Raw genomic sequence first — 15,260 nt, forward strand, 5'->3', positions numbered from 1 at the left:
TTCCGGCTTGTCTCGCCTTGTCGTTGAGCATACCCGACCGTTATTAGAATTATATCGGAATCGCGTTAATCTTTCATAAAAAATGCGCCGGAGAAAGAAGAATTGGCTTGCCGTGCGCCAGACGTGCGCCGAGCCTGCCGAGGCGCACGCATGAAAAAACCTCCCGCTTCGGGGAGAAGCGGGAGGCTTGAACTTCATCTACCCGGCGCTCATGGCGCGCGGTACACCTGCGGGAAGTACAGCACAAACGGCTGGATGGTGAACTGCCACTGGTAGGTGACCTGCTGGACATCGTTGCCGGCATCCACCTGACCGCTGACCGTCACGCGGTACTGCGTGTTGTACGGCAGGGCTTGCGCCGGGGTGAAGGTGCAGGTCAGCGTGCCGCTGTCGTAAGTCACCGTACCGGCGACCGGCACCCAGTTCGTGCCCACCTTGCGTTCCAGCGTGCCTTTCAGGTCGGCGGGGTTAATGGCTTGACTCCACGTCCAGGTGATGGCGGGCGCGGAAGCATGCGAGGAAGCGTCCGCCGGGGTAAAGGCAGTGATGAGCGGGTCGCGCCAGTTCTGCACGGTGTAATCAAAAGTCTGCTTGCCGGTGGTCTGGTCGTGGGTCACCGTCAGCGAGAGGTTGCTCAATTCCTCGTTACCGTTGGCACCCTTGATGACCGTATCCCACGAACCGCGGGTGAACTTAAACTCCACCGTCTGCCCATCCAGCAGGTTGGCAACCAGCCGCCAGTGGGTGGCGTCCACCTGCGTCAGCGGGACGGCGGCGGCGTTCCAGTCGCCCACCGTGCCATCGGAGTTGATGGCGCGGGTGAAGTACACCGTACCCGTGGTGAAGGACGGCACGGTCACGTTGAAGGTCACCTCGACCAGGCGTCCTTCGGCTTTCTGTCCGGCCTCGTTGGAAAGCGGCGAGGCGTTGAAGGACGTATCCAGGGCTTTGACGGTGTAGTAGTAGGTCGTCCCCGCCACCACCGAGGTGTCCACATAGGTAGTGGCAGGCGCCAGCACACGGGCAATCTTCTCGCCTGCGCCGCCGCTGGTGAGACTGCGGTAGATGTCGTAGGCGTACACCGCCGCGTTATCGGTGGATGCCATCCACGAGAGATGGATGCTGGTAGGCGTCCAGTGGACAATGCTCAGTGTCGGCGCCGTGGGGGCTTCGGTGTCGCTGGAAGCATTCACCGTCAGCGCGCCCGCCTGAGCAGGATCGTAGCCGTTGCCGGTGCCGTCCAGGTCGGCGTACAGCCAGGTATTGCCGCCATCGGTGGAGTAGCGGTAAGCGTAGTCAAAGGTGCCCACCGCCTCAGGCAGAAGTTGCCCGCGGAACTCGTCGTTGTTGCCGGCATCGTCGTTAAATTCAGCGTTCACCCAAATCCAGCCCGTGCCGGCGCTGGGGTCAGAGCCGTCGGGACCGTAGCCCACCTGCGCCAGCAAGCCGGGGGTGGCGCCGGGCTGACTGGTGACGCCGTTAATCCACACCTGCCCGTAGATGTATTGCGTAGGCGTGGTGCCGATGGTATGGATGATGCTGGGGGGCCATTGCAGGTTCGCCCAGCCGATGTTGAGGTGCGGCAAGCCCATGGCTTCGTTGGAGTAGCCGCTTTGCAGAAGCGTGGTCGTATCCACCGCCACCACCACGTAGTAGTAGCGGGTGGCGTTGGTCAAGCCGGTATCGGTGAAGGTGGTCGAGGCAGTCTCGCCGACCTTCTGATAACCGCCGCCCGAAACCAGACTGCGGTAGATGTCGTAGCGTCCCGCGCCGCTCACCGCGCTCCACGCCAGCGAGACAGTGCCGTCGCCTTCCGCAGTGACGTGCAGGTCGCTCACTGCGGCGGGAGCGGTTTCGCTCAGGGTTGCCACCAGCACCATGCCGCCGCGCGCAGGCACACTGCTCAGGGTCAGCGTGCCGTTCGCCGCAACCGTGTAGTTCGCTCCGCTGAGGACTTCGCTAAACTGCTTGCCCGCAGGCAGGTAGCCGCTCAGGTCAAGCACCACATTGCGCGGGCTGGTACTGCGGTTCAGCACCACCACCGCCGCAGACGCGGCGCTCTTGCGCCCGAAGGCGTACACGCCGTTGGCGTCGTCCGTCAGCAGGGTGCGGAAATCGCCAATGCTCAGCGCGTCGTAGGATTTGCGCGCGTTAATCAGCGCGGCGTAGTAATTGAAGAGGTCCTGGCGCGCGGTCGTGGACTGCAGGTGCGCGTAGAAGGGCGTGCCGGTCTCGTCCAGCCACGGATAGGGCTGGCGGTTGTAGGGGTCGTCCTGCCAGGTCGAACCGTCGTAGGCTACCGGGCCCACCAGACCAATTTCATCGCCGTAGTAGATGGTGGGCGCGCCGGGCAGGGTCATCTGCAAGAGGGCAACGCCCTTCAGGCGGGTGATGGCATCGCTCCAATCGTAGTTGGGGTTCTGGTAGAGCGTCGGGTTGTTCTGGTCCGTGTTGTGATCCAGCATGAACAGCGCGCGGTTGGTATCGTGACTGCCCAGCAGGTTCATCATGGCGTACAGCGCCTCGGGCGGGTAACGCTCGGCGAGGTTCTTCAGGCGCGCGTCCAACTGCGAGGGCGTCAGCGGCTGGATGATGCCCGCCGAGGAAGCCGAGTTGTGGTCGTTATCCACAAACGGCTCATCGCGCCAGAAGCCCAGCACCGCTGTGCTGAACTGGTAGTTCATCACCGCGTCCCACTCGCCGCCCAAAATCCACGAGGTGGCGTTGCCCCATTCCTCGCCGATGATGTAGGCGTCGGGTTTGACGGCATGCACGGCTTGGCGGAAGCCTTCCCAGTAGTCGTTCTCCGGGCTGTTGATGGTGCCCTGGTCAATATCGCCCGCCACATCCAGGCGCCAGCCATCTGCCCACTGCATCCAGTACTTGGCAATCGGGTCGGTGGTCAGCGCGTTCCAGATGAACTGGCGCACTTGGGGATTCGCCGAGTTGAGAATGGGCAGGCTGTCATAGCCCCACCATGAGCGGTAGGTAGCGGCGTTGGGGGTGCCGTCCGAACCGGCGCACACGCCCGTGCCGGGGGTCACGTCGGTGAAGAAGTACCAGCTGCGGTAGGGCGAGGACGGGCTTTCGCAGGCGCCCACCGTCTCATAACGCCCGTAGCGGTCAAAGTAAATGCTGTCGGAAGAAGTGTGGTTAAACACCCCGTCCAGAATGATGCGGATGTTGCGGTTGTGGGCTTCGGTGACCAGCGTCTGGAAGGTGGGCAGGTCGCCCAGGAAGGGGTTGATTTTGCCGTAATCGGTGGTGTCGTAGCCGTGGTTGGACGGCGACTCAAAGATAGGGTTCAGGTAGATGGCGGTGATGCCCAAACTCTGCAGGTAATCCAGCTGGTCAATCAAGCCCTGCAGGTCGCCGCCGTAGAAATTCTTGGAGTACGTCCCCTGGCAGGCTCCCGAAGCGCGCGGATCGCACACCGGCGTGTTCCAGTCGCCCTCGGGGTCGAGGGAGCGGAAGACCGTGCCGCCGGGTTCATTGTAGAAGAACGTGCCAGCGGGCTTGTTATTGGCTGTATTGCCGTCGCGGAAGCGGTCGGGGAAAATCTGATAAATGATGGCGTGCTTTGCCCAGTCGGGGGTTTGGAAGGCAGGATCATAGACGCTCACCTGCCACGAGTTATCCGGGCTGGAGGCAAAGGTCTGCCCAACCCCGCCATCGCGGCTGGGATCATCCTCGTAGTACGCCCGCGCCGTGCCGTCCATGGCAATGAAGCGATACCAGAAGACGGTGGGGTCACTGCTGGCGGGCAGGGTGACTTCCCAGTACTCGTAGCGGTCGTCTTCGGTAATGCGGGTCATGTTGAGCAGGGTTTGGGTGTTGGTGCGGTCGTTGTACACGCGCACCTGCACGCCGGTCAGGTCGTTCTTCGCCGCGCGGAAGCGCAGGGTCACCGCCGTACCGGCCGGCACGGGACCGCCCGGAGTGCGGTAGAAGGTACTGCGGCTGTCGTGATACAGGTCGCCGCCCCAAATTTCGTTATCGTGGGCGGCTTGAGCAGACACCGGCGCGTAAATGAGCATGCGCCCGCTGACCGTATCCAGCAGGAAGGTCACCGGATCATTATTGGCAAAGACCTGGAAGGCAACGTTGGCGGCATTCACATTGCGCCCATCCGCGCCAAAGGCGTCCCAATTGCCGGTTGAGGTAATCTTACCCTCATACGTTCCTTTGGCAAGTGGCTTGACCAGCACCGCCCAGTTGCCCACCTTCTGCATGGTGTAATTCACGTCGCTGGGATTCCATCCCTGGAACGACCCCACCACATTTAAGGAAGCCGGCAGGGTATCGCCCAGCACGTTGACGATGTTCTGCGCCGGCAGAAGTTTGGCGCCGGCATCGCTGGCGTGATCATTGGTGTCCAGGGTGAAGATGACCTTTTGTCCATCGCTGGAGGTGTGGAACCACGAGTTGGCATTGGGAACGCCGTTCCAGGTGCCGCAGTGGAAGGCTTTCCATTCGTAGCGCCCGGCGGTCGCCACGGTCACCTCGGCGGAGAAGATGCCATCGCCGCCCAGCAGGTCGCCCTGGGTGCCGTCATCCACCATGGGGAGACCGGCATTGTTCCAGCCGTTGAAATCGCCCGCCGCACACCAGTCGCCGGTAGAACTGCCGTTGAGGAAAGCCCCCCAGCGTCCGGTGTTGGTATCCAGCAGGAAGATGTAGGTCTGACCGGCGGTGTAGTTCAGCACCAGCGTGCCGCCATCGGTTTGGCGTCCGTTGACGGTGTACTGGCGCGCCCAACTGCCCGTCTCGGTGATCTTGACCTCGGTGGTGCCGCTTTCGGTGAAAGTATACGCCAGGCGGTACAGCCCGCGTCCCAGCGGCGTCATCACCGTGTCAGGATTGGCGTTGTTCCATCCCTGGAAGTGACCCACCACGGTGAACGAAGCCGGCAGGACACCGCCCAGCACGTTGACGATGTTCCGGGCGGGCGTGAGCGCCCAGCCGGCATCGCTGGCGTGGTTGTTGGTATCGAAGGTCAGCACCACCGGGCTGGTGCCGTCGGCGGTGAACCAGGAATCATTTCCGGCGGGGTAGGAATTATCCCAGTTGCCGCACTCGACGGCTTTCCAAAAGTAGTCCCCGGCGGCGGGCGTCAGGGCAACCGAGTACACCCCATCGCCTGCCAGCAGGTCGCCGTGGGTGCCGTCGTCATAGAGCGGCTGACCGGTGTTATTCCAGCCGTTGAACGTCCCTGCCGCGCACCACGAAACCGCCGGAGCGGCGGCGGGAGCGGCAGTCACCGGCTGAACGCCAGCCGGAACCAACAACAGGTTGAGCAGGATGAACAAACTCAACACCGTACGCAAGACAGAATTTCGCATAAAACTCTCCTTGTAGGGGGAAATGCCTTTTTTATTGTAGGAAAAACGCGCTTATTTGTCAATTTATTTGACGTAATTTAAGAATTGGTTTTGGAATTGAACGACAACATGATTCCATTAAACTTTCACCAAAAAAATCAATATAATAGAACATATTCTTTTTTCTTGGAAAACCAGTCGCATGCCGGAGGGGAAATGAACAGGCGAATTTTCATCGTTGCCATCCTGGGAGGGTTGGCAGGAAACGTGCTGGCGTATTCTGCTCTTGGCGCGTTCCTGCCTCAAGAAATCTTCCACATTAAACCCTCTGCTTTCATTGCTTATGTATGTCTGGCAGGTCTGGTAGTGTTATGGTTCCTTTGCGGATGGCTAGCCGGATGGATGAGCGGAGCGTCCACCCGCAGGCAAGCCATGGGCGCAGGCGCTCTGACGGGGGGAATTGCGGCTTTAATGGTGAATGGGTCTTTCGGAGAATTAATTGCTGGATTGGTTGGAACAACTGCTTTGCTCAATGCTCAAATCCTTCCTGCAATCAACGAAGCGGATGTCATTCTCCGGGTGAGTGATACAGCCAATACCATTCTTCTCTATAACTACATATCGATATGGGCGGCGATTTTCCTGGGAGTCTTCTTTGGCGCGTTAGGCGGTTGGCTTGGCGGCGCGCTTTCCAAACCCAGCAGATCTCATGCCTTCTTCTGGCAGGGCATCCTCGTATCTCTGCTCCCTCTTTTCACACTGCTCTCCTTTGGAGTGCTTCGGTTGTATTTCACCAGGATGAAAGAGTTGAGTAACGGTGAACAGAATTTGCTTGCAATTTCCTTTGGACTTCATTTCCTTTTTCTGATTTTTCTGCACTTTGCCGGATGGCGATTGCTCAAAGCCACGCCTTACACTTCCCAAATCCCATCCCTGAAAACTGCCCTGTCGACCTTCTTTTGCCTGGCGCTGGCAATTCCTGCAACCCTGGCTTTCATGACTTTTACAAACCATTTCTCCATCAGTTTTGCTTGTATTCTCCTCATAGTGATTGTTGTGTTTATTGGGGCAACTCAAGTCGTGAAAAATTATAGAAAAAATGAATCCCAGGAAGAAAATCCTCGCAAAGGATGGTTGAGGACATTTTTATCCTGGTTAGGGAATATCGGGGAACCGCGCTTGCTGGGAATTTACTTTCTGTTTTTTGCTCTTCTCACTCTTTTGGGAATCTTTCTGGTCATGAGAGAGGCTCTTCTCCAGGTCATCTGGCTCATTGCCGGAATGCTCCTGATATTGACCTTTGCCATCCTTGCCTTTCGAGCCGGCTGGCAGGCTCGTTCTCAAGAAGCTCCCCATGTGTCCTGGATAGAGTACAGCATCAGTGCGTCAACAGCGTCTTTCCTCTCGTCTCTCTGGATGGGGCTGAACATCTCTCCCGCCTTTGCGCTCACATTCCTTTCTCTTTCATTTATGGAGCAGGGCGCATCAGAAAATTTAGTCATTACGGCAGATGCACAAGGGGTTGTAAATAGTTACTTTAATATAATGCCTTCTTTTATTCTCTTCTGGAGTATCACTGCCGTAATTTCTGGAATTCTCGCATTTCTTGTTGGCTGGCTTCTGCGCCGTCCCCAAAACCAGCCTTCTGCATGAAACGGCATTCTTCCCCACTCCCGTTATAATTGTTTCTCATGGCAGTCCTCGAAGATGCCCTCAAAACCCTCTGGCGGGTGTTCCTCAACACGCTGATGCTGGGACTCTCCCTCGTCCTCATCACCCGCGCCGATTACCTGCCGCTCAACTTCCTCGAGCAGGTGCGCGCCTACACCCGCTGGCAGGAATTTAACTACGAAGCCTGGATGCTGGACGCCCTTCTGCTCAAAGGGCAGATGGCTGGCTTGAGCGCGCCGCGCTACCTCACCATCCTCGACCAGCGCCGGGTGGTCTTCGACTACCTCGACCTGATCGGCGAGATTCAGCGCCTCAACCGCGAGATTGCCCTCATCTACGCCGACCCGCAGGTCAAAGACCCGCAGAGCGCCAGCGCCGACCTCAACCGCCAACTGCTGGAAGCCCGCGCCCGAGAAGAACGCCTGGCGCCGCTGGCAGAAGCCGTGATTCAATCGCAGGTAAGCGCCGTGCTGGCGGAGATGCATCTGACCACCCTGGGACAGCCGATCCCGCCGGTGCTGTATCACGTCACCCCCCTGCCGTATGCCCTCATCGTCTCCCCGCGCGACCAGATCAGGCAGGAAGCCAACATCTCGCTTTTGCCCGGCTTGACGCTGGAACAGCGCGTTGCCATCGAAGACGCTGTGGCGCAGGGACTGAACCGCTCCACCCTGGTGGTGGGCATCGGCGGGGTGGGCGTGTACCCCACCATGGTGATGAGCACCACTGACCTCAACTGGCTGGTGGAAGTGGTGGCGCATGAGTGGACGCACAACTACCTCACCCTGCGCCCGCTGGGCATGCGCTACGAGGCTTCGCCGGAGATGCGCACCATCAACGAGACCACTGCCAGCCTTGCCGGGAAGGAAATCGGCAGGCGCGTCATCGAACGCTTTTACCCCGAGCGCGTCCCGCCGCCGCCCCCGCCCCAACCCCCTGCCGCCCCCAGGGACGGCGAAGCCCCCGAACCGCCCGCCTTCAACTTCAACCGCGAGATGCGCATCACCCGCGTCAAAGTAGACGCCCTGCTGGCAGAGGGAAAAATTGAGGAAGCCGAAGCCTACATGGAAGAACGCCGTCAGTTCTTCTGGGATCACGGCTACGCCATCCGCAAACTGAATCAAGCCTATTTCGCCTTTTACGGAGCGTACAACGATGAACCCGGCGGCACGGGCGCGGCGGGAGAGGATCCCGTCGGTCCGGCGGTGCGCAAACTGCGCGAACAGTCGCCCTCGCTGGCGGATTTCTTAAAGAAGATTGCTCAGGTGACCTCGTTCGAGGATTTGCAGAAGATGCTCGCCGCGCCGTGAGATGCTGGCGCCGGCTTTGGCAGGCTCAGCCGGCGCACGTTGAGCGTTCGTCTCGACATGCTCGATGAACGCTCTTTTTTCTTTGTGTCCTTCGCGCCTTGGCGGTAAAAATTCCACCGCACCCTGAACATATTGAAGGGTGCGGTGGGTAGATAAAATTCTCTTTTCCAGCAGGAAAAACCTGTCCCTACACCGCTTCCTCGCGGCGCGAGCGGGCTTCCAGCGCCTTGTACAGCATGATCGAGCCTGCCACCGCCGCATTGAGCGATTCGATTTTGCCGCGCATGGGCAAACTCACCAGCACATCACAGTGACGGCGCACCAGCGGGCGCATGCCCTCGCCCTCGTTGCCCACCACCAGCACCAGCGCGCCGTCCAGGCGCACACGGTCATACGGCTCGGACTCAGGCGAGCCTTCCAGCCCCACCACCCAGGCATCGGCTTCTTCCTTGAAAGTCTCCAGCGCCTGCGCCAGGTTGGCTTGGGCAACCAGCAGATGCTCGCTGGCGCCCGATGAGGCTTGCACCACCGCGGGGGTAATCCCCGCCGCCCGCGCCAGGGGAATGACCACCCCGTGCGCGCCCACGGCTTCAGCACTGCGCAGGAGCGTCCCCAAATTCTGCGGATTTTGAATCAAGTCCAGCCCCAGCGCCAGCAGAGGCTCGCCGCGCTGACGCGCCAGCGCCAGAATGTCGTGCAAACCGGCGTAGGGGTAGCCCGAACACTCCAGCGCCACCCCCTGATGGCTCTCGCTCAAACTGTCCAGTTGAGGGCGCGGCACGCGGGAAACCGGCACCCGCCGCGCGGCGCACAGGGCAAGGATTTCTTCAATTCTGCCCTTTTCTTCCACCCCGCTGGCAATCAGCAGGCGGAAGAACTGCCTGCGGCGGGCGCGCAGGGTCTCATAGACAGCGTTGCGACCGCAAATCCACTCTTTCACTTCTGATACCGCCAGGTAGTGCCTTCGCGGGTGTCTTCCAGCGTCACGCCCAGCGCGGTCAGGCGGTCGCGGATTAAATCGGAAAGCGCCCAGAGTTTCTGCTTGCGCAGTTCGGTGCGCACTTCAATCAGCAGGTCAATGAAAGGCGCGGCTTCCTGCGGTTTTTCCTCTTCCATGCGCAGGCGCAAGCCCAGCACTCCCGCCAGTTCGCGCAGGACGTCCTGCCCCACGCGCAGTTGCTCATCGGTAGCGCCCTCGGTGCGGGCGGAGTTGATGGCACGCACCAGTTCAAAGAGATGGCTGAGCGCCCCGGCGGTGTTGAAGTCGTCATCCATGGCTTCTTCAAAACCCGCACGGGCGGCGCGCGCCTGCTCTTCCAGGGCTTTCACCGCCTCGGCGGAGATGCCCGCCGCCCCCGGCAGTGCCGGACGCAGAGCCGATTTCAGGCGCTCCAGCGCGCGCTCGGTCTGCTCGATGACATCGTCGTTGAAGGTCAACGGCGCGCGGTAGCCGGAGTTCAGCACCATCAGACGCAGGACGTCGGCATCGTGCCGGGCAAGGAATTCCTCAATGGTCACCAGGTTGCCCAGCGACTTGGACATCTTCTCGCCGCCGAACTGCAACATGCCGTTATGCACCCAGTAGCGGGCAAAGGGCTTGCCGGTGTAGGACTCGGACTGGGCAATCTCGTTCTCGTGGTGCGGGAAGATGAGGTCGTTGCCGCCGCCGTGGATGTCAATCTGCTCGCCGAGGTGGTGCAGGTTCATCGCCGAGCATTCAATGTGCCAGCCGGGGCGTCCCTTGCCCCAGGGGCTGTCCCAGGCGGGTTCGCCGGGCTTGGCGGCTTTCCACAGGGCAAAGTCCATGGGGTGTTCCTTCTGCTCGCCCACCTCGATGCGCGCGCCGGCTTGCATCTCGTCCAGTTTCCTGCCCGAAAGGCGTCCGTAGTCCTCGTCGCGGGTCACGCGGAAGTACACATCGCCGTTGGGGGCGGGGTAGGCGTAGCCCTTCTCGATCAAGCCCTGGATGATGGCGATAATCTGGTCAATTTCCTGCGTGGCGCGCGGGTTGATGGTAGCCGGCAGGACGTTCAGGTCTTCCAGATTCTTGCGGTATTCCTGAATGTAGGTCTCCGCCAGCGCAAAGGGATCCATACCCAACTGGCTGGCGCGCAGGATAATCTTGTCGTCCACATCGGTGTAGTTCATGGCGTGTTTGACCTGATAGCCGCGGTACTCCAGGTAGCGGCGGATGATGTCGAACACCAGCGCCGACATGGCATGTCCCACGTGGGCTTTGTTGTACACCGTCGGACCGCATACATACATGCGAACCTTACCCGGTTCGAGAGTCTCGAAGGGTTCTTTCTTGCGGGTCAGGGTATTGTAAATTTTTAAAGCCATAGGTTCTTCCCTCTTTTATTCGTTTTCACGTTCAGGACGGGCAAAAATCATGCGCCCGGCGGCGGTTTGCAGAACTTTGGTCACCACCACATTAATTTCCTGATCCATGTAATCGCGCCCGTTCTCCACCACCACCATCGTGCCGTCATCCATGTAGGCAACGCCCTGAGAAGGCTCTTTGCCTTCCTGAATGATGCGCACCTGCAACATCTCGCCCGGCAACAGGACGGATTTCACCGCGTTTGCCAGTTCGTTGATGTTCAGGATGGTCACGCCCTGCAGTTCGGCGATGCGGTTGAGGTTGTAGTCGTTGGTGAGGATGGGACAGCGCAGTTGGCGGGCAAGGATGACCAGTTTGTCGTCCACCTCGCGCACGCCTTCCACATCCAGGTCGGTGATGCGCACCGGAATGCCCGGCTCCTTCTGCAGTTGCGCCAGCACTTCCATGCCGCGTCTGCCGCGCTGACGGCGCAGGGTATCCGAAGAATCGGCAATGTACTGCAGTTCGTTCAGCACAAAGCGCGGGATGAGCAGAGAGCCCGGCAAAAAGCCGGTGCGGGCAATATCGGCAATGCGCCCGTCAATAATTACGCTGGTATCCAGCAGGATGGTGCGCTCCGCCATTGGGGCGCCGCCCTCTGCGCCAGCCGCTCCGCCTCGGGAAAAACCCTGTACCATGCTGAACAGGTCATCCTGACGGGTAAGGAAGACCGAAACGCCCAGATACGCCATGATCAGCACGCCGATGAAAGGCATCACCTGCCCGAAGGGTGCAGGCAACAGCGAAAGCGGAAACGAGAGCAAAGCGGCGATGATCAAGCCCACAATCAAGCCGATGAGCGATGCCAGCAGAGAGCGGGTGGACAGACGGCTCAACTGCATGCGCAGAGACTTGATGGGGCGAGTGGTGAGATAAGGGGTAAGAATGAGTCCAATCAAAGCGCCTACCATGCCGATGGTGAAGGCGTACTGCTCAACGGAAAAAACAAACTCGCTGGGGGTTTCATTTGCCAGCCTGCCCAGATGCGTCCCAAGGTACACGCCGAGGATGGAAAAGACAATCATGCCAATCAGGCGAGCCACAAAATCAGCGCTCATGAATAAGTCCTCCTTTTGTTAAGGTCCAGAATGAATGCAAAGATAATTGCAGGTATGATGGATGATAGCATGTCTTGCGAGGGTTCGTCAATGAGAAATGCCACCTTTTCCGGGCTTTCACAAATCACAATTCCCCGCTCGACACCGGTGGTCAGCACAAAGCCCCCGCGGATTTTTCCGTGAGGTTTACCAGACGGAAAAAGACCTTGCGGACAGGCTTATTTTTTTCTCAGGCGCTGAAACTTCTTGTTACCTTGACAAGGGAAGGTCTTGCCTCTCTTCAAACGGGCGGCGCAGGAAAAGCCAGCCGGTCATCAGCACGTTCAGCGCCAGCAGTGCCAGCAAAAGCGCCCAGACTACCAGCACCATGCTCCACTCGCCCGAAGTTTGCGTCCACTCCGGCAAGGATGCCTGCACGCCGGCTTCTGCCAGCACACCCGGACTGACGTAATCGTGGAAAATATCGTGGAGTGCCATCCAGCCCAGCGCCAGAACCGCCAGTCCCATCAGGTTAAGCAGCAACCACACGCCCAGGACTCTGCGAACTTGTTTCATACCTTTCCTCTTCCAACTCAAGCCTGATCTTTCGGATTTTCCAGAGAATGGTTCATGCCAGTTGACTCTGTTGCCGTTCTTCCCGCAGGACCAGCCCGGCAACTGCCAGTGCCAGCAGAGCGCAGGTGATGAGAATCAGCCCTGCGGAAACCTGCATGGACGGCAGGAGCACCCAGATGGAGTAATTCATCACCGTGTGAAAGACCAGCGCCGCCAGGATGCTGTGTTGCGTGCGGCGGTACACCCAGGTCATCAGAACAGCAGTCAGCACAATCTCCACCAGCAGGAGCAGAAACAGGGTCAGGGTGCTCACCATGAATTTCCCGGGGATGAACACCAGTGGCAGGTGCCACAGCCACCAGAAAAAGCCCAGCCACACACTGGCGGTCAGGGCGTTGAAACGGCGCAACAACCGCGGCAGGGCAAAGCCGCGCCAGCCGAACTCTTCCTGAAGCGGTCCGCTGGTGAAGAGGATGACCAGCGGGGCAAACAGCGCCAGGGGCGGGTTGGAAAGAACGCTCAGGTCCGGCGGATGCTGGCGGATGAGGGCTTCGATGAGGTGCGCGCCCAGGAAGATGCCCAGCGGCAGGAAGATTGTCATCAGCCAGCCGGCGCGCCCCAGACGGCGCGGGTTCAAGCCGTTCTTCAGCCATGCGGTCAGTCCCTGCCAGCCCTCATAGATGAGGGTCAGCAGGATGCCCATCAGCGAGGGCATCCACGGCGCGGGGTTGAACGCACCGGCGAGGAAATCCGCCAGCGGGGCGGGCAGGGTGAGCCATCCATGTGCCTGCAGTGCCAGTGGCGTCCAGAAGAGCCAGGAAAAGCCCAGTGTCAGCAGGAAAAAGAGTAAGGGGAAATCACGGTTTTCTGCCTTCATCTTGACCTCTCTGAAAAGGCATTAACTGGCTGAGCCAACCAATGACTGCCGTGTGCCTCAACAGGCTCGGCACACGGTCTGCGCAAGCCGAGCCTGCCGAAGCGCACGTACCCTGAGCTCACCGAGGGGTACGTCAGACGCACCGAGAGGCTTACTGCACCTCAAAATCCACAGTCTTATCCAGTTTTCCGTTCAGATAAATCTCCACGCGGTACTTGCCGGCGGGCCATAACTGGTCGTTCTTCAGGTTGAAGGTCACCGTGCCGCTCCCGCTGGTGAAATCGGTCTCGGCAAGCACCAGATTGGGCTCGGCGCCTTCCACTTCTACCGCCGTCCACACGGCTTTGAGGCTGGTGTCGTCAGGGGCGTTGCGCAAATCCACCTGAGCGTAGAAGACGGCATCGGGGGCGAAGGTGGTGGTGCGCTGTTCGCCCGCCTCATCGGTGGACAACCACACCTCTTGAATCTTTGCCGTGCTGGCGCTGAATTCGCATGCCAGCGTGACCAGTAACAGCACCAGTGCGGCAATCAAAATTTGAACGCGGTTTTTCTTCATGAGTTTCCTCCAAAAAATAAAGGGATGAGGTGAAGGGTCCACCGGAAAACAATTGGTCTTTGCCGGAAGCACCGTGGAGACATTAAAAATTGTACTACACAATAAAACAATCCGGCGAATCAAAAAAGCGGCTCCGCCCACAACAGGACGAAGCCGCCTCAAAGGGACAAAAACGCCTGGGTTTAGCCGTGGCGTTGCTGGAAGTCTTTCATGAACTCCACCAGCGCGCGGGCAGAGGCTACCGGCAGGGCATTGTAGAGCGAGGCGCGCAAGCCGCCCACCGAGCGGTGTCCCTTCAAGCCAATCAGGTCGGCTTTCTTGGCTTCCTTGACGAACAGGTCTTCGAGTTCCTCGCTCGCCATGCGGAAGGGGATGTTCATGATGGAGCGGGCTTCGGGGCGGGCATGTCCGCGGTAGTAGCCGCCGCTCTCGTCAATGGCGCGGTACACCATCTCGGACTTCTCGCGGTTGATTTCGTACATGGCGTTCAGCCCGCCGAGGTTCTTCAGCCACTTCAGCACCAGCCCGGTGATGTAGATGGCGTAGCAGGGCGGGGTGTTGTGCAGAGAACCGCTCTCCGCCAGCACTTTGTAATCCAGCATCACGGGCATTTTCTCGGGGACGCGCGCCAGCAAATCCTCGCGGATGATCACAATGGTCACGCCTGCGGGACCGGCGTTCTTCTGCGCGCCGGCGTAAATCAGCCCGTATTTGCTCACATCTACCGGCTGGCTGAGGAAATCGGACGACATATCGCACACCAGCGGCACGCCTTCGGGGACGACCGGCTCGCTCTTGAACTCCACGCCGTGAATGGTCTCGTTGTGGCAGAAGTGCACGTACGCCGCGTTGGGGTCAAACTGCAACTCGGCAGGTTCGGGCAGGCGGGTGAAGTTCTCGCCCTCGCCGTTGAAGACCACGCGGGTGGTGCCCAGTTTCTGGGCTTCTTTGAGCGCGGTACGACTCCATGCGCCGGTGACGATGTAATCCGCCGAGGCGCCGGCGGGGCGCAGGTTCATTGCCAGCATGGCAAACTGCAAACTGGCGCCGCCCTGCAGGAACATCACTTTGTAATTCTGAGGAATGCCCAGCAGTTCGCGGAGGTCGGCTTCGGCGGTCTGGATGATGGCTTCGAACTCTTTGGAGCGGTGAGACATCTCCATTACCGACATGCCGGTGCCCTGATAGTCAAGCATCTCCGCCTGAGCCTGCAACAACACAGGCTCGGGGAGAATGGACGGTCCGGCATTGAAATTGTGAACGCGTTTGTAGGTGCTCATGTTCGTGGAACCTCTTATATCAAAGGTTGGCAGGGACATCAGGTGCTTGGATGGCGATCATGCCATTCTTGATGATACCCTGTTTTGAGCCATTGAGGATACTGTCTTTTATCGCCTTCTGCCCATGCAATTGGCATAATTCACCCTACCCTTGAGGTGGGTACAGGGCAAACAGGTTTACCGCGAAGGCGCGAAGGACGCAAAAAAAAAGAGAGTGCACGCTTTGACACGGCTCAGCGGGCGCTTCGG

Annotated in this window: 10 protein-coding genes; 2 read left to right on the forward strand and 8 right to left on the reverse strand. The window is 59.4% G+C overall.

Translation table 11 applies throughout. From position 1 onward, the window contains the following. Positions 1-209: 209 nt before the first annotated feature. Complete coding sequence (locus tag ANT_RS15225) at positions 210-5,342, reverse strand: alpha amylase N-terminal ig-like domain-containing protein (RefSeq protein WP_013561419.1); 5,133 nt, start codon at positions 5,340-5,342, stop codon at positions 210-212. A 195-nt stretch (positions 5,343-5,537) separates the two neighbouring features. Between ANT_RS15225 and ANT_RS15230 the strand changes: the two genes are divergently transcribed. Together ANT_RS15230 and ANT_RS15235 are read left to right on the forward strand one after the other, a co-directional pair. Beyond that, the gene (locus ANT_RS15230) at positions 5,538-6,974 is read left to right on the forward strand and encodes a hypothetical protein (protein WP_013561420.1); all 1,437 of its coding nucleotides are present in this window, start codon (positions 5,538-5,540) and stop codon (positions 6,972-6,974) included. 38 nt (positions 6,975-7,012) lie between these two features. Further along, positions 7,013-8,302: a hypothetical protein gene (locus ANT_RS15235; protein ID WP_013561421.1), complete on the forward strand. Its 1,290-nt coding sequence runs from the start codon at positions 7,013-7,015 to the stop codon at positions 8,300-8,302. Between the two features lie 187 nt (positions 8,303-8,489). On the opposite strand, the gene rlmB is transcribed toward ANT_RS15235, so the two are convergent. The 7 genes from rlmB to serC all read right to left on the reverse strand — a co-directional run bounded on the left by rlmB (position 8,490) and on the right by serC (position 15,011). Further along, a complete protein-coding gene (gene rlmB, locus ANT_RS15240) occupies positions 8,490-9,242 on the reverse strand; it encodes a 23S rRNA (guanosine(2251)-2'-O)-methyltransferase RlmB (protein WP_013561422.1) in 753 nt (250 codons plus the stop codon). Beyond that, entirely contained in the window at positions 9,239-10,645 is a 1,407-nt protein-coding gene (gene cysS / locus ANT_RS15245) for a cysteine--tRNA ligase (RefSeq protein WP_013561423.1), read from the reverse strand. The genes rlmB and cysS overlap by 4 nt, the downstream gene beginning before the upstream one ends. Before the next feature lie 15 nt (positions 10,646-10,660). Beyond that, entirely contained in the window at positions 10,661-11,743 is a 1,083-nt protein-coding gene (locus ANT_RS15250) for a PIN/TRAM domain-containing protein (protein ID WP_013561424.1), read from the reverse strand. Positions 11,744-11,992: 249 nt separating this feature from the next. Beyond that, positions 11,993-12,298 (reverse strand): hypothetical protein, encoded by a 306-nt coding sequence (locus tag ANT_RS15255; protein WP_013561426.1) that lies wholly within the window; start codon positions 12,296-12,298, stop codon positions 11,993-11,995. Between the two features lie 52 nt (positions 12,299-12,350). Next, positions 12,351-13,175, reverse strand: coding sequence for a CPBP family intramembrane glutamic endopeptidase (locus tag ANT_RS16705; protein ID WP_013561427.1), 825 nt, complete (start codon positions 13,173-13,175; stop codon positions 12,351-12,353). A 151-nt stretch (positions 13,176-13,326) separates the two neighbouring features. After that, the gene (locus ANT_RS16710; RefSeq protein ID WP_013561428.1) at positions 13,327-13,731 is read right to left on the reverse strand and encodes a hypothetical protein; all 405 of its coding nucleotides are present in this window, start codon (positions 13,729-13,731) and stop codon (positions 13,327-13,329) included. Between the two features lie 182 nt (positions 13,732-13,913). Next, positions 13,914-15,011, reverse strand: a complete 1,098-nt coding sequence (gene serC, locus ANT_RS15270) for a phosphoserine transaminase (protein ID WP_013561429.1) — start codon at positions 15,009-15,011, stop codon at positions 13,914-13,916. Positions 15,012-15,260: the final 249 nt, after the last annotated feature.

Origin of the sequence: Anaerolinea thermophila UNI-1 (assembly GCF_000199675.1) — a bacterium.
Taxonomy (GTDB): domain Bacteria; phylum Chloroflexota; class Anaerolineae; order Anaerolineales; family Anaerolineaceae; genus Anaerolinea; species Anaerolinea thermophila.

Bases quoted from the DNA above. Each gene is read 5' to 3' on its own strand.
- ANT_RS16710 (WP_013561428.1), bottom strand. From the start codon at position 13,731: ATGAAGAAAAACCGCGTTCAAATTTTGATTGCCGCACTGGTGCTGTTA.
- ANT_RS15255 (WP_013561426.1), bottom strand. From the start codon at position 12,298: ATGAAACAAGTTCGCAGAGTCCTGGGCGTGTGGTTGCTGCTTAACCTG.
- cysS (WP_013561423.1), bottom strand. From the start codon at position 10,645: ATGGCTTTAAAAATTTACAATACCCTGACCCGCAAGAAAGAACCCTTC.
- ANT_RS15230 (WP_013561420.1), top strand. From the start codon at position 5,538: ATGAACAGGCGAATTTTCATCGTTGCCATCCTGGGAGGGTTGGCAGGA.
- ANT_RS15235 (WP_013561421.1), top strand. From the start codon at position 7,013: ATGGCAGTCCTCGAAGATGCCCTCAAAACCCTCTGGCGGGTGTTCCTC.
- ANT_RS15225 (WP_013561419.1), bottom strand. From the start codon at position 5,342: ATGCGAAATTCTGTCTTGCGTACGGTGTTGAGTTTGTTCATCCTGCTC.
- ANT_RS16705 (WP_013561427.1), bottom strand. From the start codon at position 13,175: ATGAAGGCAGAAAACCGTGATTTCCCCTTACTCTTTTTCCTGCTGACA.
- serC (WP_013561429.1), bottom strand. From the start codon at position 15,011: ATGAGCACCTACAAACGCGTTCACAATTTCAATGCCGGACCGTCCATT.
- ANT_RS15250 (WP_013561424.1), bottom strand. From the start codon at position 11,743: ATGAGCGCTGATTTTGTGGCTCGCCTGATTGGCATGATTGTCTTTTCC.